This window comes from Haploplasma axanthum, assembly GCF_900660745.1.
GTDB lineage: Bacteria > Bacillota_I > Bacilli_A > Acholeplasmatales > Acholeplasmataceae > Haploplasma > Haploplasma axanthum.
Window position 1 is genome coordinate 1,499,348 of the sequence record NZ_LR215048.1, and the last position, 19,445, is coordinate 1,518,792.

A 19,445-nucleotide genomic window follows, 5' to 3' on the forward strand; every position below is an offset into this window, starting at 1 on the left:
TTATAATTCTTTTAAAGCACCGATCATATCAATCTTCTTAATTTTCGTATTCATAAATATTTCAACAATTACTGTAAATAAAACAGTTAATGCAATTGAGATAACATATGTATACCATGAAATATTTCTTCCCATCATCATACTTGGTGTATCTATATTTACAATAACAAACATAAACAATAGTAAACCAAGTGGAACTCCAAGAATAATTCCTACAAAAGTCATTACGTTTATTTCTCTAAAAATATAATTAGATACTTCCAGATTTTTATATCCTAGAACTTTCAAAGTTGCAAGTTCTTTTTCTCTTTCACTAATATTAACATTTGTTAAATTATAGATAACGATTATTGCTAGAAATGCTGCAGCTAAGATAATAACTGAAGCTATCATTCTAACTTGCCCTAATAATCGTTCTTTTGCTATTAACTCGTTATTTTTAAATGAAATGCTTAAGAAACCATCAAGTTTTTCAAAGTCTGCCTTAACTAAATCATCATCAATATTACTTGATTTAATTAACAGCTTTGTTGTTAATTGTTCAATTTTCGAAAAATGTTCTTCATAGTATTTAGAAGTCATATAAATCGAATTATTCATATAATTTTCTGTTATTCCAGTAATTTTTAAATCTTTAACTCCTGCAAGTTCAATCGTATCATTTTCTTTAACTTTCAAGTGATTTGAGATTTGTTCGGTTATTAGAATACCTTCTTCATTTAAATTAAGGATTTCTTTAGTTTTACGATTTTTAAATTCATAAAAATTTTCTAATCTTTCATCACCGATTATAACATTTATATAAAACTTGTTTTTACCATCTTTTGAAGTTAATGACTGACTGAATTCTTTTATTTCTATATAATCATTAAAGTTATTATCTAAATAAGTACTTAGTTCATCTGTTAATTCATTAATATTAACAGTAAAATCATATTTATATATTTCACCATATTGTCTTGTAGACACCGCTTTAATCGAATCTGTTAACGCAAATCCCGTAAATACTAAAGCTAATGATCCAGCAATACCTAAAACTGTCATAATAAAATTATTAGGGTATCTAAAAAGATTTCTTAAACTAGATTTATGTTTAAACTTTAGATTGTTCCATATAAATTTAATCTTTTCTAAAAAGATTCTTTTTCCATATTTAGGTGCTTTTGGAAGCATTAGGGTTGCAACATTTTGTCTTAATGTTTTTCTTATTGCAAATACAGTTGTTAAAACCATACTTATAATAATAAATACCATATATAAAACATTGGATAATGAAAAAATATCAGTATTTAGTTTAGGCATAAAAAAGATTGTTTTAAAGGTATTATTTATAATTGCTGGGATTAACCTAAATCCAGCAGCATAACCAATACCTGCGCCTAAAATTGATAATACTAAAGCATACATCAAATATTTTGCATAAATATCACTTCTTTTATATCCTAATGAACGTAGAATACCTGTTTCTTGTCTTTCTTCTTCAATTAATCTCGTCATTGTTGTTAAGACAACAAGTGTTGATACTATTAAGAAAAAGATTGGGAAAATTTGCGTTATTGTACTAATTGAATTCATTGATGAACTATACATTTGGTATGCTGTGTTAGTGCTTCTATCTAAGACATAATTCTTTATGTCATAGTCTTCAAAACCATAAAATTCAAGTTTTTGTTTATCAATGTCGATTAGTTTTTCATTTAATTTGATTATTTCATCGTCGATTAAATTAGTATAAGAATTACTAAATTGATTCATGCTTTTATCTTTGTCTACAGTAATGAAAAGATGTGTATAAAGACTAACATTTTCAGCTTTTAATCCATAAAAAATTGCTTCAATAGTATTTGTACCTTCAACAGATCTTTCAGGTTCTTTAGAAAAATACCAAGTATTTTCAACAATCCCTGATACTGAATATTCAATATTATTGATAACTACTTTGCTACCAACACTAAATTCTTTCAAATAATATGTTTCCCTTTGAACAAGAATTTCTGTTTCATCCTTTGGATATTCACCATCAATTAATGTCAATCTATTAATCTTTTGATTTTCGATATCTAAATTATATAAAATACTTTGAACTGTTGTAACATTGTTTACGATTGCTAAAACATCATTCATGAAAACTCCTTCTACGTCTTTAAAATCAGCTCTTAGAGTTTCAATATTTTCATCATTAAAAGGTAATGTTGATGTTACATACATATCTGCTAAATTAACATCATTAAATTTTTCTGTCATACTCATTTCTAAGTTTGGTGCGGCAACTAATAATCCAGTAATTACACCTGATGTTAAAAGAATAATACTAAACATTGCTAAAAAACGGCTAATATTGTGTTTAATTGTTTTAAAACTATTTTTCCAAAATGTTTTTTTCATTACCATTCAATATCCTCAATACTCATTGGATTTGTATTTATAATATTACTTTGAATTTGGCCGTTTTTAACCGTAATTACTCTGTCAGCCATATCTTTAATAGCTTGATTATGTGTAACTACAACTATTGTTTTATTATATTTTTTTGATGTATCATATAAAAGTTTTAAAATCTTTTTACCTGTTTCATAATCTAGAGCACCAGTTGGTTCATCACATAAAAGTAATTTAGGATTCTTAGCAAGTGCTCTTGCTATTGCAACTCTTTGTTGTTCTCCCCCAGATAATTGCGCTGGAAAATTATTTACTCGATGACCAAGATTAACATCATCTAACGTTTTTTCAACATCAAGATGATCCTTAGTTATTTCAACAGCAATTTCAACATTTTCTTTTGCTGTAAGATTTGGCATTAAGTTATAAAATTGGAAAACAAATCCAACATCATTTCTACGATACAATGTTAATTCTTTTTCATTCATTTTAGCAATATTCACATCACTAACTAATACATCGCCATTTGTAGGAGATTCCATTCCTCCTAAAATATTAAGTAGTGTAGTCTTACCGGCACCACTTGGTCCTAGAATAACTGCAAATTCACCTTCATTTATTTCAAAAGAAATGTCTTTATTAGCAAATATGATTGTATCACCAACTTTAAATTGCTTATTAACATTGTTAAGTTTAATTATTGACATACTTTTCCACCTCATTCATATGTTTAATTGTTTCTTTAAGTAACTTTGTAAATTCAATAATTTTATCATTTCCCATTTTATCAAAAAAAGAATCAAGAATTATATTTGTTGATTGAACTTTTTTCGTAATATAGTCATCGCCTTTTTCAGTAAGATTTAGGATTTGTTTTCTTTTATCTTTTTCATCTTTGCTAACTGTAATCATTCCTTTAGATAGAAGCTTATTAACTATTGATGTCATTCTACTTTTAGTAAAGCCTAAATGTTTACTAATGTTACTTGGCTGCTTATCTATATTAAATTTTAAAGCAAATAAAACTGCTTGTTCGCCTTGTAAGAATTGTAAAAACGTATTAATCATTTTAAAATTATAAATTTCTATTAATGAATCTCTGAAATCATTTCTAATTTTCGTTTCATTCATTGTACCACTCCTTTTAGTTAATACTGTTAACCATTAGAATTATATAACTTGTTTGGTTGTTTTACAAGAAAAAAGAACGCATTTAGCGTTCTTCACATTTTTTCACTTATTCAATAATTTCAATATCTTGATCTTTAATATCTAAGTAGAATGCAACTTTTGCTGCTTCAACATATGGTTGTAAGAATATTAATCCAACACCAAGTGTAATAATACCTAATATGTACCAACCAATAAATGATAAATATAGCATAAATAATTTCATTTTATTACCATGCATTAACTCTTGACTCTTTTGAATTGCTTCTGTTGCTGTTAGTTCTTCATTACTATCGGCAATGATTAATTCTGTCATTGAATATGCAAGAGCTTTAATTATCCCTGGAATAATAAACAATAAAGCCCAAAGGAATATAAATACTCTTTTCAATACAAACGAAACAAATGACAACAAGAATTTATTTTGAAATGGAACAAATAATTCAACCAAATCTGGTTTTTCATTTCTATATGACTTCAAAACAAAACCTGCTACTCCTACAAATAAAGGTCCCGCAAATAGCCAAAATACAAATGATGATATTCCTATAATTACAAATGATATAACAATAACTAAGAGAATATACCAATAATTTGTTCTAAGCATTTCCCATGCTTGTTTTTTATAATCTCTACTTTCCATACTAATCCTCCTCTTTTTTATACTCTTATTATAATCTATTTGAGTCGCTATAAAAAGGAATTTGATAAAAACTAGTTTTGGAATTGTTTAATTATAATTGGTAAAGATACAGTTGCATTAATAATTAATAATACTGCAAGTAATGCTACTCCACCAACTGTTAATGCCATAAAGAATGAATATAACAATGGAATTATTATTAATAGTGGAACTGCATAGGCAATTGTTAAAATAATATTTCTAACTAGCTTATTTGAAACACGATCACTTACTAATGCTATTAAACCAAATAATGCTGTTACTGCAAACAAGAATGATGCTCCTGCTAATGTAAAAGTTGTCACAAGTGCAAGTAATACATTAATTCCTGTTCCTAAAAGTAATACTTTATTTGGATTACTTTTCTTAATTTGTTTAAATAATACATATACAAATCCTAACATTAATATAAGTGTTGGTATTTCAGTATTTGAAACTCTTGTATATGTAATACTGAATGGAACTTTTCCAAGAAATGCTACAATATTACTAAATATTAAACTAGTAATAACAAAAATTACAGTAAGCAATAAACCTTTTGGTAATGTTTTAGTAACAATTGTTTTATCTACCGCTTCTTCTTTAACACTAAAGAATAGAACTGCAACATAACCAAGTAATAAAACTATACTCAAAATTATTGCAAACATTTGACTATAAGTAATTAAAACATTTGGCAACAATGTAAAGAATACATCATTAGTTTTTGAAGTAAAATAACCTTCTTCAACATACTTAGCATCACTTATAAATTCTCTTACCATTGGTTCAACTTGTGTTCCCATATGTTGAATTGATGATAAATTAATATTTTCATATGAATCTAGTGGTGTATGATAATTATCTAATCCTGCAAGAGTTGCAAAATTAACTCCTGCAATTCCTGTTTCAATAAATGGTGTAAAATCTGTATAATTTGGCATTACACTATAAACTGCGGTTGCCATTGAATATGTTACTGGATAATTAGCTTTTTTATATAAATCCATAACTTTTGAATTATTGTTTGATGTTTCAAACATATAAGTTGCTCCATAGCGTCCACGTGATTCTAAATTAATAACAAATTTAGCATTCTTCATGAATTCTGTGTTTTTAGCTGCTAATCTTGCTCCATATAAACCAACTTCTTCAGCGTCAGTAAATAAGAAATACACACTGTTCTTTGGATTTAAATCTTTTAATAAATATGCAATTTCTAACATTGTAGAAACTCCATATCCATCATCCATTGCTCCATAAGATCTTCCTTGTTCACCGTATCTACCTACATGGCCTCTTGAATCATAGTGTGCCATTAAGACAATACCTTCTTCATTTTCACCTTTTAGAACACCATAAATGTTTTTTATTTCATATGGTAAATCCTCGTCAATAATTGTTTTAACTTCTTCAACAGAATAATTCATTTCATGAACATTTGTTGCTCCAAAATATGAAGTTAATGTATCACTAAGATATTGTCTAACTTCTTCATGCTCATCTCTATCATAGTAAGAGTGTGGCTTTCTTGATATTACTTCAATATGTTCTGCTGCTCTTACAGCACTAAATCTTGACTCATCTTTACTATCTGATGGTCTTGGTGTATATAATACAAACATTGATAAAACTAACACTATAATAAGTGATAGTGTTGCGAATCTTTTTGTTAAAAGATAACTTATTTTTTGCATCATTTTCTCCTCTTTCTTTCTCATGAAATTAATTCTACAACAATTTAGTTTGAATGTCAAATCTTTTTATATTATCTATCTATAAAAACGAAAAAGCAATACACTTTTGATATTGCTTCAACCAAAAAAATATTTAATATTTTAGTCCTTTATTAAATGAATCACATCTTTATTTAAATATTTAGCTAAGTATGGAATACTAATTATATTTAAAAATGAAATGCAAAATAATACAATGAAACTTAAATTAGTAAAGTTTAATTGTAAGTAGTTATAATTATAATAATTATTAAAAGAGTGATCATATATATAGAGAATTAAATTAGCAAAAACAGACGAAATGATTCCTGAAAAAATTCCTATAATTAAAAATATCGTAAAATAATAGATAAAGATTTCACTATTTCTTACACCCATTGATTTTTTTATCCCAATAATTACTTTATCATTGTTAAAAATCAAATATAGAATTACAAATCCAAACAGTAATAATAAGATACTTGCTATTATAAGAATCATAAGCACTGTCTCGTTAATAACAATTATTGCAGAATTAATTTCAATAGGTTTTAAAACTGTCTTATTAGTTATTAAGTATTTTTGATTTAGTATGTAACTTAAATTATTTGTATGAGTAAACCCTATATATCCAAAGCGATTATTATTTAATTCTTTATATAGTTCTTCACTTAGAATGAATTCATTATTCTCACTAACTCCAACTATATTTACATTTATATTTGTTAATTTATGTTTTGTTAGATAAATAGAGATGTTATTCAAATTATTTTCATCAAAAAGCTTATATAAGTCCTTAGAAACTAATACATCATATTTATTTAATTTAGCGTCACTAGTAACTTTAACATTATTTACTTTTTGTTGATTATTTTTTATTTCAATAATTATATCTTCTTTATATGTCATAACAGTTTTATGATGTTTCAAATATTCTTCTTCATACATAAATATTGAACTCAAATATTCGGTTTGCTCAACAGAAACTAATTTTTCTAACCCGCTTTGAGGATTTAAATGTTTTAAATAATTTGTTTTTAAAATTCCGCTCACAGTATAATTTTTTCCTAAAATACTTATTTGATCATCAATTTTAATCCCTTTATAAACATCATTTGAAAGAAAATCAGTAATCATAATTTCATCATTTGTACTTGGAACTTCACCATCCAAAAATTTATAATCAATCTTGTTGTTTATAAAAATTATATTATTAAAGGAATCATTATTAACATCATTAAAAGGTATTCCCCAATGCGTATTTTCAACTTCTATCTTCTCATCAATTAATCTCTCAAAATCAACTAATTCATCTCCAATTTTTTGACTAATAATATCTTTGAATTCTATATAATCTAAATCCATTTTATTACTAAATCTATCGTATTGTTTATCCAAGTTAAATGAGTTTAAAGTAAGAAAAAAACCAAGCAATGTTGCTAAAAATGTTAAAAGCATTACTGTTATTATCATCTTAATTTTATGATTAATAAAATATTTAAAACTATCTTTAATATGAAAAATCAGACTATTTTTAGTTGTTTTATTATTCAGATCTTCTTCAGGTGCTTTTTTTTGATTTTTATATTTATCAAGTAAAACAAGTTTTTTATTTTCTAAGAGATATGTCTCACTTTTAAAATCATTAACAATCATTTTATCATGAGTAATCATTATTACTAAAATATCTTTACTTATATTTTCAATAACTTTCATTATTTCAACTTTATTAATACTATCTAGGCTTGATGTTATTTCATCAGCTAAGATTACTTTCGGGTTTTTAACTAGAGCCCTTGCAATGGCAACTTTCTGCATTTCACCGCCACTAAGTGTCTTTATTTCTCTTTCCTCAAAACCATTAAGTAAAACTTTATTTAGCACATCAAAGACCCTATCATTGATAGTTTCTTCATCAACACCTAATAATCTTAATGGATATGCAATGTTATCATAAACATTTAATGTATTTATCAAATTCTTGTCTTGAAAAACAAATCCTATTTTTTCTTTTCTAAATGTTGTTTTCTCAGTTTTTGATAGCTTGTTTACATCAACACCATCAATTTCTAAAATTCCACTACTTGGGCTATCTAATGTTCCTAAAATATTTAATAGTGTTGTTTTTCCACTACCTGATCTACCTAATATATAAATCAATCCAGCATCAAATACCGCAGTTAGATTATCAAGTATTAAATTGTTTTCATACTTCTTGCTAAGATTTATTATTTTAATCACGATAATTCACTTTATGCCTTTCTTAACTGCCTTTTAACTAATAAATATATCATTAGAATCGTTATTACTATTAACAAGATTAATAATATCATTATTATTCCAACTGGATTAAACAGAATTGTATACTTAATCTGTAGATTATTATTTATAAGTTTATTATTAATTGTTTTTATTATCACTGAATGAGTAAAAAACGAGATTACACTTGAGCAAATCAATATAACAAAAACTTGCATTATATAAATCGAATAGACTCTTTGATTACTATATCCTATCAGTTTTAAAGTTTTAATATTCCCCACTTGACTATTAATATTCATGAAAGTAACTATAAATATAATTCCAATTAAAACAATAATAAATGGTAAGGCAATTGTACTTATTAAGTTTAATATTGTGTTGACATTTTGATATTCAGGTTCAAATTCATTTTTTGATATTAAACTATTTAATTCATATGTACCACTAATTTTGTTTAAATTTCTAACATTTAGATTAAAGTTTTTTGTAAAATAGAAACTATATTTATTAATCACTTGATCTTTAGTTATTCTTGATAAGAGTTCAAGAGAAACACCATTTTGCCCTATATTAGTTTTATTAATTCCTACTATTCTTAAATTTAATTCTTCAAATTTATTTTCAGAATAATCAAAAATATACATTGTTATTATTTTATTTTTTATTTTACTATAGATATTTTCTAAATTTTCAATTATAGTCTCAGAGTCATATTCCTCAAAAAATACAGGTATATTATGATAACTTAATACTATCTCATCAATCAATTCTGCTCGTTTACCATAAAGTATATCACGTTCATCACTTACTCTATTACTAAAATTATTCAAATATCCATCAGAATCTATTTTGTTTTGAGATGAAAACTCTAATTTTATTCCTTGATATTCATCAAAAACTTCATTGATAACAAAAATATTATTATAAAATAAATCAGTATTCAAATCTATTATTTTAGATGTTTGATAACTGTTCTTTTTCTCTATTAATTCATGATAATTAGTTATTATAATACCAACAATTTTAAAATCTTCAATACTTTCATTTATTCTAAAACTAAGTTCTGTATTTAATAAATCATCAACACTCTTATTAGCCTTTATTGAATAATAATTTGTAAGAATAATCTCGTTACGATTATTTGGTAATCTTCCTTTAATCTCAAAATCATTAATATAATCATCAATTAGCATAATTCTCTTTATATTATGATTATTTAAAACATTAATTATTGGATTTAACTCTTTATATTTAATTATATTATCTGAATCTTTTATTTCATTGTTAGTGTCTAAGTCAATTGAAACAAGTCCATTATCGGTTAAAGTTTTAATGCTTTGCTTGTTTTTATTTGAATAAATGTTGCTGATTAAAATCATTATTATAATTAAAGAAATACTTAAAACAAAAATATGTAAAATATTAATTAATCTTTTATGAAGTAACAATTTAGAAACAATGGTAGTTTCATTTCTATAATCATGTTTCTTTTTTGCGCTTGTGCCTACTTTAATACTCTCAAGTTTTTCATCAACTTTCATTATATCTTTGATTGTTTTATCTTTAATCTCATAAATCTTTCCAGGATATTCCTTAACTAAAGAATAATCATGGGTAACCATAATTACTAAATAGTCTTTTGATAATTCATAAATTAAACTCATTATTTCGTTTGTTGTTTCAAAGTCTAGGTTAGAAGATATTTCATCAGCAAGTAAAACTTTAGGCTTCTTTATAATTGCTCGTGCAATTGCAACTTTTTGTTTCTCTCCACCAGATAAAGTATTAATCTTTCTTTTCTCAAACCCTTCTAACCCAACATTTTTTAATGACTCTGAAATTATTTTTTCTTTATCATCTCTTGAAATATTTTTTTGATTAATTGCGATTAAAATATTTTCATATACATTTAATTCTTTAATTAAATTTGATTCTTGAGTTATTATCGAAATATAATTTGATCTTAAATCTTGGATTTCTTCGTTTTTCAGTTCTTTAATGTCTAAATTATTAAAATAGTAATTTCCTTCATAATCTAGGTCTTTAGTTAATAAAATATTAAATAGAGTAGATTTCCCTACTCCATTTTCACCAAGTAAATATACTAATCCTTTTTGAGGAAAATTAATATTGACATTTTGTAATATGTCTTTTTTTGACTTGTTGTTAGTATATGATTTTGAAATATTTCTCAATTTGATCATTACGTGATGCTCCTGACTTTATTATGTCTGTATATTAATTCGATATTTATATAACCTTCCATTGTAAGTCTTGTTTAGATCTATAATATGTGACTTCTTTTTTAATTAATTCTGAAGGGTTAATAGATATACCTGCTGGAAATGATACACTAATTGCTCCCCAGTTTATTTTATGTGTTACCATTGCAAATTGACCAGATACATTAACATACTTAATATCATCAAAGTTAAAATCTATTTCACTAGTAAATGCTATACCAATACTATTGTAAATAGTAATATTATCTACAACTGTTCTATTATACTGAGTGCTCCGCAAATTTGATGCACCTCTTTTTAAGTTAGAAAAATTAAAATTATATAAAACTGAATTCCCACCTCTAAAAACAAAAGAATCTCTATTTGTTTCACTAAAATCACTCATAACTCTATTTCTTCTATAAAAATGCTCATAATTATATTTTAAAAACCATCCAGTTCTTTTGGTATAATCGTATGTATATTCGTCATAATCATATGTTATGTCAACCCATTGTCTATTCTTAAGAATTAGCATATTTTGATCAGCAAATAAGCTAGCGTAAAAATCTTCTGAATAAAAAAGTTTTCCATTTAAACCTACTGCAGTTTCTGCTTTTTCAAGCATACCAATACTATTTGGCATTTGAGGGTTATTCAAGTCTAAATTATTCATAGATATAGTCATCTGAATATAATATTTTTCACCTTTTCCAGCAATATAATTTCTGTATAAGTGTGTAGTTATACTAACAAAAAATGATTGATAGTCTGTTACATCATTACTTGAAAAATCAAGTGTATGTGCATTTTCTGTAGAATAATCGCTTTTTTGCATCGAATTAATTTCATTTCTTGAAACATTGAAGTATTCAACTTTTTCACTTAATAATGTAGCATCGTTTAAATTTGGAGCTATATTATTGTCTATTTCTACTGCACTTACAGCAGTGAAACCCCAAAATAAGCAATTGATAATTGCAAAAACTAAAATATTTTTAATAATTTTTTTCATATATTATTTCCTTTCTCCTATTTCCCTTTATAAGTATTATTTACTTATCAATAAAATGAATAATTTTTTTAATAATATATATTTTTACCCTAAAATAAAATACTAATCTTAATCTTTTATTTATTATGTATAGCTATTTATCTGTTTATTCTGTTGATTTAGTTTGAAACGTCTATTAGACTATAATGTTAATTATTTAGTCTTTTTAAATATATATCAATTATATCAAAAATAATAGTACAAGTCAAAGTAATATATCCACTTATATATACAATTAAAAATAATAAAAAAATAACTTTGAATTATATGTAACAATCCAAAGTTATCTCTTTATAATTTATTATTATTTATCAATTCTTGAATATACTTCTCTTGCAAGCATTACTTCTTCATTTGTTGGAATAACTAATACTTTAACTTTTGAGTTAGGAGTAGAAATAACTGCTTCATCTCCCATAGTTGCCTTGTTAACTTCTTGATCAATTTCAACACCAAGAACTCCAAGGTGATCTGTAATTAATTTTCTTACTAAGAATGAGTTTTCACCAATTCCTGCAGTAAAGATTATTGCATCTAAGCCTTGTAATTGAATATAATAACTTCCGATATAATCAGCAATTCTTTTTGCTTGAATTTGTAGGGCAAGTGTTGCTCTTTTATTTCCTGCAAAATGTGCTTTAAATAAATCTCTTGCATCATTAGAAATTCCTGAAACTCCAAGATAACCTGATTTTTTATTAATTATTTCTAATAATTCTTCTAACGATTTACCTTCTTTAGTTTGTAAAAGTCCAAGTACTGCAGGATCAATATTTCCTGTTCTTGTTCCCATTGGAACACCTTCAAGAGGAGTTAATCCCATTGATGTATCAATACTTTTCCCATCTTTTATTGCAGTTATTGAAACACCATTTCCAATATGACATGAAATTAGTTTTGCATGTTTATTATTCAATCTCTTAGCTGCTTCAATTGAAACATATTGATGTGATGTACCATGGAATCCATATTTTCTTACTCCATATTTTTCATACCATTCATATGGTGTTGCATATAAATATGATGTTTCATCCATAGTTTGATGGAATGTTGTATCAAATACAGCTAATTGAAGTACGTTTGGCAATGCTTCAACAAATGCTCTAATACCAATCACGTGTGCATGATTATGAAGTGGTGCAAGTGGTGCTAATCCTTCAATTTGTTCAATTACCTTATCATTAATAACAGCAGCTTCTTGGAATATTTCTCCACCTTGAACGATACGGTGTCCAACACCTTCAATTTCATCTACTGATTTAATAATTCCGTTACTGATAAGTGCTTCTAGTAACATCTCAACTGCAACAGAATGGTTTTTAATTTCTGTAATCTTTTCGTCTTTCTTTCCGTTAAACTTAATTGTGAAAATTGCATCTTTTGATCCAATTTTTTCTACGACACCAGATGTAATAACAGTTTCTTCTGGCATTTCTAACAACTGAAATTTTAATGATGAACTTCCAGCGTTAATTGCAATAATTTTCATAATTAATAATCCCTCTCTTTTTCTACACTCTATGATAGCCTATTTAGTTAGATATTTCAACTTTTTAGTTTAATAAAGATACCCGTAAATGGCAATAAATTGTAATATTGTTCCTATGGCTGTAAATATGTGCCAAATAAAATGGAAATACTTATATTTAGGTAATGCAAAGAAAATAACACCTATTGTATATGCTACACCACCAAATAGAATTAACCAGAATGCTTGAACACTAGTTGCAAGTAAAATTCCCATAAATGATAGTGCACTCCATCCCATTAAAAGGAATAAGAATACGTGTAATTTCATAAATTTCTTTACCCAAATTGATTTAAAGACAACACCAACAATTATTAATATCCATTGAATTATAAACAGTGTTAAACCTGTTGATAAGAACCCTTCAATTCCAAATAAAGGTTTTCTTAATCCTTCAAGCAATAACAATGGTGGAGCAAATGTTCCACCAATTAAAACATATATAGATAAATGATCAAATCTTCTAAAAACACTTTTAGCTGTTTTATTAGCAAGTGCATGATAGATTGTACTCATTGTATATAACATTACTATTCCAAATCCAAATATTAATGAGGCAATTACCTCAGTTGGATTTTTACTTTTGATTAATAAAAGAATTGTTGCTACAATTCCAAATATTGCCATTACTCCATGTGATACTGAATTTGCTATTTCTTCTCCAAGTGTTTGTTTTCCTGTCGCTTTCATTTCTTCTCCTATTGATATTTATTTAAAAAATCTTTTCCTTTTAGTGTATCAGGTTCGCTTTCAATTAAGCCTTCAAAATCATTTTGTCGCATTGCTTCATATAAAATTATTGCAACCGAATTAGATAGATTTAGACTTCTAACTTTATCTGTTGTAGGTATTCTGAAACAACTATCAATATTATCTGCTAAGAGTTTTCGATCGATACCATATGATTCACTACCAAAAAAGATATATATCTTTTCGTTATTTTCTTTAAAATTTATTTCTGTGTAATTATGATTTCCATATCTAGTTAAATAATAATATTTACCTGGATTCTTTTCTTTGAAATCATCAAATGACTTATGCACTTCATAATTTATAAATTCATAATAATCAAGTGCACTTCTTCTTAGTTTTGTATCATCAATTTTAAAACCTAATGGTTCAATTAAATGTAATTTCAATCCTAATGCCACACAAGTTCTCATTATGTTTCCAGTATTTTGAGGAATTTCCGGATTATACAAAACTACTTCAATATTATTTCTACTCATTTTTCATCAATTCTTTTCTTTATATTTATTTATTAATTCTTGTTTTAAGTCCCATAATTTTTGTGATAAATCAACATAATATTGGTGTGGTCTTTCAAGTCTTAAAACTTCATCCCACAATGTTTTCATTTCTTCTTTATTGAAATTTCTAATTTCTTCTAATTTAGGTTGTTTATAAACTAATTTCCCTTTAAGGAATATTGGTTCTAATAATTTTCTAACTTTAAAATTAGAAACAACTTTTCTTTTGTATGGATATTCAGGGTGAAATAATTCATATGGTTCCCCTTCATCAATAACTTCATCAAATAGAGTAACAACATCCGCAATCGCTTTATTATTTTCATCATAAAAACGATATAATTGCTTAAATCCTGGAGTTGTTGTTTTTACAACATTTTCAGAAAGTTTGATTTTAGGTGTAAGAACACCATTTTCCATTACTGCAGATAGTTTAAATACTCCTCCAAAAACAGCTTCACTTCGTGCAGTTACCAATCTTTCACCAACACCAAATGAATCAATCTGAGCTCCTTGATGAATTAACTCCTTAATAAGATATTCATCCAGTGAATTTGAAACAACAATTTGTGTATCATAAAGTCCAGCTTCATCTAACATCTTACGAGCTTTTTTACTTAAATATGTTAAATCTCCACTATCAATTCTAATTCCTTTTAGATAATAACCTTTAGGCTTCAAATATTCATTATGAAGTTTAATTGCATTTGGAATTCCTTGATGAAGTGTATCATAAGTATCAACTAAGACTGTTGTATTATTTGGGAATGTTTTTGCATATGATAAAAATGCTTCATATTCTGTTGGATAACTTTGAATATAGCTATGTGCCATTGTTCCAAGTGCTGGAACTCCATATAGGTATTCTACGTATGTATTTGATGTTCCTGCAACACCAGCAATATATGCTGCTCTTGCTCCATAAATTGAAGCATCATATCCATGAGCTCTTCTAGCACCAAACTCCATAACACTTCTGCCTTTTGCTTGATTAACTATTCTTGATGCTTTTGTAGCAATTAAACTTTGGTGATTTAGCGTTAAAAGAATCATTGTTTCTACTAATTGACATTCAATTATTGGTCCTTTAACTACTAAAATTGGTTCTTGAGGAAATATTGGTGTTCCCTCAGCAATTGCATAAACATCAGAACTAAATTTAAAGTCTTTTAAAAACTTCAAAAATTCTTCATTAAACATTTTTTTATTTCTTAATAATTCTATTTCGCTATCATTAAATGACAAATTATTTATATAACTAATTACTTGTTCTAAACCAGCCATAATAGCATATCCGCCATTATCTGGAACACTTCTAAAGAATACATCAAAAACTGCAATATCTAGATGCTTATTATCTCTGTAGTATCCATATGACATTGTTAATTCATAAAAGTCCATTAATAACGTAAGTTTTCTTTCATCCATAGTTGGTCAACTCCTTAACATAATACTTATTTTACCACTTTTTAGCGCATTTTGGTATAATTATTATATTAAGGAGTGATTTATAAAGTGATTATTATCATGTCTCCAACAAAGACTTTTACACAAAACAAACAAAAAGCAAATATTAAACCTTTTTTTATTTCTAAATCAAACATGTTGATCGAAAAAATTAAAAAGCTTTCTATTGAAGAAATTGAATCTGCTTTCAAAATATCAAACAAACTATCTATTGAAACTTTTAACTATTATCAAAATATTAACAACGACTATAAGGCAATCTATCAATATGGTGGTACAGCCTTTAAATATTTAAATCCCTCTTCAATATCTGATACTCAATTGAAAAATGTTTATATTTTATCTGGACTATACGGAATTTTGAATGCTTTTGATGGCATAAGTCCCTATCGATTAGAAATGTTAAATAAAACATTTGGATCATTATATGAGTATTGGAAAAAAGATGTAACAAATTATTTAAAAGAATTACGAAATAAAGATTTAATCATTAATCTGGCAAGTGATGAATATGCAAAAGTAATTGAAATTGATTGTTTAAATATTATTACAATTAACTTTATAGAGATTAAAAATGAAAAATATTCATCTTCTTCTATGATGTTAAAAAAGATGCGTGGTTTAATGGCTAATTATATTTTATCTAATAGTATTAACACGATTGCAGAAATTAAAAATATTATCATTGATGAGTTTAAATTTGATGAATCTTTATCAACAGACAAAACTCTAACATTCTTAAAGGAGGAATATAATGCGTAAACTTGTAAAAATGTTAACTAGTAAGACATTGATTATTGGTCTTATATTTTTAGTTCAAATGATTTTTCTTTTCTTTATTGTTTACAAATTATCAATTAATAATTATATTGGTCTATATGTGCAATTATTTTTTATCATTATGGCTTTCTTAACTGTTATCCATATTTTATCAAATGATGATAATCCAATTTATAAAATGGCTTGGTTAATTCCTGTTTTAGCATTACCTGTTTTTGGAACGTTCTTCTATATTCTATATCATGGTAATAACATTACACAAAGAACAATGCGAAAATATAACCAAATAATTAAAGACCGTGCTAGTTTACTTATTGAACAACCGAACTATTCTAATTTAAAAGAAATTAACTTCTTTAATCGAAACGGTTGGAGAGATTACAAAAATACATCTTCACTTTTTTTAGGCTCAGGTGAAGAAAAACTTAAAAATTTATTATGGGACTTAGAAAATGCTCAAGAATTTATTCTTTTTGAATACTTTATTATTTCTAAAGGAAAAATGTTTGATCAAATATTAAATATTTTAATCGATAAAGCAAGTAATGGTGTTGAAGTAAAAGTTCTTTATGATGATTTTGGATGTGCTGGAAGACTTCCTTCAAATTTCATTAAAAAAATGAAGAAAAAGAATATAGAAGTGATTGCTTTTAATAGAATGCGCTGGCACATTAACTTTGGTATGAATTATCGAGATCATAGAAAGATTGTTGTCATTGATAATAAAGTAGGTTATACAGGCGGTATTAACATTGCTGATGAGTATATTAATGAATATAAAAGATTTGGCCATTGGCATGATGCTTCTGTCCGAATTGAAGGTGACGCTGTTTGGAGTTTGACTTTAACATTCTTAGAAAACTGGAATTTTAGTTTGAAAGAAACAGAACAAGTTCAATATACAAAGTATTATCGAAAACACAAAGTTGAAGCTGATGGGATTGTTCTTCCATTCGCTGATAGTCCAATTGAAAAAAGTAATTTAACACGTGATTTATATCTATACCTAATTAATTCTGCAAAAAAAGAAATTCTGATTACATCACCATATCTAATTTTTGATAATGAACTTTTCACTGCATTAAAACTTGCTGCTCATAGTGGTATTGATGTTAAAATTATTATTCCAAATATTGCTGATAAAAAATTAGTTTATTTGGTTACTGAATCATATGCAGAAGAATTATCTCAATCCGGAATAAAAATTTACAAATATACTCCAGGTTTTATTCATTCAAAACTTCTAGTTATTGATCATGAAAAAGCTGTAATTGGAACAACAAACCTTGACTTTAGAAGCCTATATCTACACTTTGAAGATAATATATATTTATACAAGTCAAAAACTGTTGAATCAATTAGACGTTTTATCCTTAATACACTTGAACTTTCTGCATTTCAAACTCCAGATGATTTAAGAAAAAAGAGTTTTATACTTAGAATTATTCAATTGATTATTAAAGGATTTGCTCCAATATTATAAATGAACTATAAAGAAACAATTATGTAAAATAGCTTTTATTTTATATCTTTATAGTTCTTTTTTTTACATAGTTTTAAAATAATTCACCTTATTTACCAATAAACCAACTTTATTGATTCTACTCTTACTATTTTCATCTTTTAATACACTACTATTTTTATCAGTTTCTTGATTGCTTCTTGGTCGTTGTTTTTAAATGATAGTTTATACTAAAAAAGTATCATTACAAATTTCATTAAATCATTCAAATTTATTTTCTTTATTTTACTATTTAGCAAAAAAGGATTAACTCTACTTAATGTAAAATCAATCCATATCTCAAATAAATTATTGAATTCTATTTAAAGCAATAATAGAATTTCAAAAATCCTTAATTAAAATTTAATTTTAATGATTTAGCTACATTTTCATTAACAACTTTACCATTAATTATATTTGCTGCTGTTTTAATCTCATAACTTGTTTCTAAAGCATTTTCAATACCTAGTTTAGCAATTAATGATATATATCTGAAAGTTGCGTTATTTAAAGCTTCTGTAGCTGTTAAAGGTACAGCACCAGGTATATTGGCAACACAATAATGTAATATTCCATCAACATAAAAGATTGGATCATCGTGTGTCGTTGGTTTACTAACCTCAGTAGAACCACCTTGATCTATTGCAACATCAACAATAACGCTACCTGGGCGCATTTTTTTATAATACTTTCTCTTAATTAACTTGGGTGTTTTAAGTCCTGGTAATGAGATTGCTCCAATTACTAAATCTGCATTTGTGATTGCTTTTTCTAAGTTTTCAGAATCACTATATAATGTTTGTATTCTATTTTTATAAATATCATCTAACAATCCTAGTTTTTTAATATTTACATCAAGAATTGTAACATTAGCTCCAAGTCCAACAAGCATTTTTAAAGCATTCTCTCCAACATTTCCTGCACCAACTATAACTGCATTTGCACGTTTAACACCAGGAAGACCAGAAATCAATATTCCACTTCCTCCTTTAGCTTTTTGAAGATACTCAGCTCCAATAATTGCACTCATACGACCAGCAATACTACTCATTGGCTTTAAACATGGTAATTCTCCATCTTTAGTTAATAATGTTTCATATGAAATTGCGTTAGTACCTTTTTTTAATAATTCAGCAGTTAATTCTTTATGTGCTGACAAATGCATATAACTAAATATTGTTAAATTTTTTCTAAAATATTTAAATTCACTTTCAATCGGTTCTTTCACTTTTATTAGTAACTCAACTCTATCCCAAACTTCTTTTGCAGTTTCAATTATCTTGGCACCAGCCTCTTGATATTCTTCATCACTAATTCCAGAATTAACACCTGAACCTTTTTCTACTAATACTTCATGTCCTTGTTCTACAAGTTCATATATATTGCTTGCAGTAAGTCCTACACGGTATTCATTATTCATAATTTCTTTGATTGTTCCTATTAACAAATAACCACT

General features: G+C 26.2%; 15 protein-coding genes. 2 read left to right on the forward strand and 13 right to left on the reverse strand.

From position 1 onward, the window contains the following. The 12 genes from EXC62_RS07080 to EXC62_RS07135 all read right to left on the reverse strand — a co-directional run bounded on the left by EXC62_RS07080 (window position 1) and on the right by EXC62_RS07135 (window position 15,669). Window positions 1-2,391, reverse strand: coding sequence for an ABC transporter permease (locus EXC62_RS07080; RefSeq protein WP_026389966.1), 2,391 nt, complete (start codon window positions 2,389-2,391; stop codon window positions 1-3). Further along, window positions 2,385-3,086, reverse strand: coding sequence for an ABC transporter ATP-binding protein (locus tag EXC62_RS07085; RefSeq protein WP_026389967.1), 702 nt, complete (start codon window positions 3,084-3,086; stop codon window positions 2,385-2,387). Before EXC62_RS07085 ends, EXC62_RS07080 begins: the two co-directional genes overlap by 7 nt. Next, window positions 3,073-3,510 (reverse strand): MarR family winged helix-turn-helix transcriptional regulator, encoded by a 438-nt coding sequence (locus EXC62_RS07090; RefSeq protein ID WP_026389968.1) that lies wholly within the window; start codon window positions 3,508-3,510, stop codon window positions 3,073-3,075. The genes EXC62_RS07085 and EXC62_RS07090 overlap by 14 nt, the downstream gene beginning before the upstream one ends. Window positions 3,511-3,616: 106 nt before the next feature. After that, window positions 3,617-4,192 (reverse strand): DUF975 family protein, encoded by a 576-nt coding sequence (locus EXC62_RS07095; protein ID WP_035375507.1) that lies wholly within the window; start codon window positions 4,190-4,192, stop codon window positions 3,617-3,619. Between the two features lie 71 nt (window positions 4,193-4,263). After that, entirely contained in the window at window positions 4,264-5,907 is a 1,644-nt protein-coding gene (locus EXC62_RS07100; RefSeq protein WP_026389969.1) for a M28 family metallopeptidase, read from the reverse strand. Window positions 5,908-6,048: 141 nt separating this feature from the next. Then, window positions 6,049-8,166, reverse strand: coding sequence for an ABC transporter ATP-binding protein (locus EXC62_RS07105; protein WP_052589635.1), 2,118 nt, complete (start codon window positions 8,164-8,166; stop codon window positions 6,049-6,051). 11 nt (window positions 8,167-8,177) lie between these two features. Beyond that, complete coding sequence (locus tag EXC62_RS07110; RefSeq protein ID WP_052589638.1) at window positions 8,178-10,391, reverse strand: ABC transporter ATP-binding protein; 2,214 nt, start codon at window positions 10,389-10,391, stop codon at window positions 8,178-8,180. Window positions 10,392-10,437: 46 nt separating this feature from the next. Continuing rightward, window positions 10,438-11,424, reverse strand: coding sequence for a hypothetical protein (locus EXC62_RS07115; RefSeq protein ID WP_026389970.1), 987 nt, complete (start codon window positions 11,422-11,424; stop codon window positions 10,438-10,440). A 343-nt stretch (window positions 11,425-11,767) separates the two neighbouring features. Continuing rightward, the gene (locus EXC62_RS07120) at window positions 11,768-12,955 is read right to left on the reverse strand and encodes an acetate kinase (protein ID WP_026389971.1); all 1,188 of its coding nucleotides are present in this window, start codon (window positions 12,953-12,955) and stop codon (window positions 11,768-11,770) included. A gap of 66 nt (window positions 12,956-13,021) precedes the next feature. Further along, window positions 13,022-13,681 (reverse strand): PAQR family membrane homeostasis protein TrhA, encoded by a 660-nt coding sequence (gene trhA / locus EXC62_RS07125; RefSeq protein ID WP_035375508.1) that lies wholly within the window; start codon window positions 13,679-13,681, stop codon window positions 13,022-13,024. Window positions 13,682-13,689: 8 nt separating this feature from the next. Continuing rightward, complete coding sequence (locus EXC62_RS07130; protein WP_084156609.1) at window positions 13,690-14,220, reverse strand: tRNA (cytidine(34)-2'-O)-methyltransferase; 531 nt, start codon at window positions 14,218-14,220, stop codon at window positions 13,690-13,692. Between the two features lie 6 nt (window positions 14,221-14,226). After that, window positions 14,227-15,669 (reverse strand): nicotinate phosphoribosyltransferase, encoded by a 1,443-nt coding sequence (locus tag EXC62_RS07135; RefSeq protein ID WP_162140088.1) that lies wholly within the window; start codon window positions 15,667-15,669, stop codon window positions 14,227-14,229. 87 nt (window positions 15,670-15,756) lie between these two features. On the opposite strand from EXC62_RS07135, the gene EXC62_RS07140 reads away from it, so the two are divergent. Continuing rightward, window positions 15,757-16,470: a YaaA family protein gene (locus EXC62_RS07140; protein WP_129747549.1), complete on the forward strand. Its 714-nt coding sequence runs from the start codon at window positions 15,757-15,759 to the stop codon at window positions 16,468-16,470. Continuing rightward, window positions 16,463-17,971, forward strand: coding sequence for a cardiolipin synthase (cls, locus tag EXC62_RS07145; RefSeq protein ID WP_026389974.1), 1,509 nt, complete (start codon window positions 16,463-16,465; stop codon window positions 17,969-17,971). The genes EXC62_RS07140 and cls overlap by 8 nt, the downstream gene beginning before the upstream one ends. Before the next feature lie 370 nt (window positions 17,972-18,341). Here the strand turns inward: cls and ald are convergent, their stop codons facing one another. After that, window positions 18,342-19,436: an alanine dehydrogenase gene (gene ald, locus EXC62_RS07150; RefSeq protein WP_026389975.1), complete on the reverse strand. Its 1,095-nt coding sequence runs from the start codon at window positions 19,434-19,436 to the stop codon at window positions 18,342-18,344. Window positions 19,437-19,445: the final 9 nt, after the last annotated feature.

Excerpts from the sequence above, each read along its gene's own strand:
- EXC62_RS07110 (WP_052589638.1), bottom strand. The coding sequence starts at position 10,391 with ATGATCAAATTGAGAAATATTTCAAAATCATATACTAACAACAAGTCA.
- EXC62_RS07100 (WP_026389969.1), bottom strand. The coding sequence starts at position 5,907 with ATGCAAAAAATAAGTTATCTTTTAACAAAAAGATTCGCAACACTATCA.
- EXC62_RS07080 (WP_026389966.1), bottom strand. The coding sequence starts at position 2,391 with ATGGTAATGAAAAAAACATTTTGGAAAAATAGTTTTAAAACAATTAAA.
- EXC62_RS07135 (WP_162140088.1), bottom strand. The coding sequence starts at position 15,669 with ATGGATGAAAGAAAACTTACGTTATTAATGGACTTTTATGAATTAACA.
- EXC62_RS07130 (WP_084156609.1), bottom strand. The coding sequence starts at position 14,220 with ATGAGTAGAAATAATATTGAAGTAGTTTTGTATAATCCGGAAATTCCT.
- EXC62_RS07095 (WP_035375507.1), bottom strand. The coding sequence starts at position 4,192 with ATGGAAAGTAGAGATTATAAAAAACAAGCATGGGAAATGCTTAGAACA.
- trhA (WP_035375508.1), bottom strand. The coding sequence starts at position 13,681 with ATGAAAGCGACAGGAAAACAAACACTTGGAGAAGAAATAGCAAATTCA.
- EXC62_RS07085 (WP_026389967.1), bottom strand. The coding sequence starts at position 3,086 with ATGTCAATAATTAAACTTAACAATGTTAATAAGCAATTTAAAGTTGGT.
- cls (WP_026389974.1), top strand. The coding sequence starts at position 16,463 with ATGCGTAAACTTGTAAAAATGTTAACTAGTAAGACATTGATTATTGGT.
- EXC62_RS07115 (WP_026389970.1), bottom strand. The coding sequence starts at position 11,424 with ATGAAAAAAATTATTAAAAATATTTTAGTTTTTGCAATTATCAATTGC.
- EXC62_RS07090 (WP_026389968.1), bottom strand. The coding sequence starts at position 3,510 with ATGAATGAAACGAAAATTAGAAATGATTTCAGAGATTCATTAATAGAA.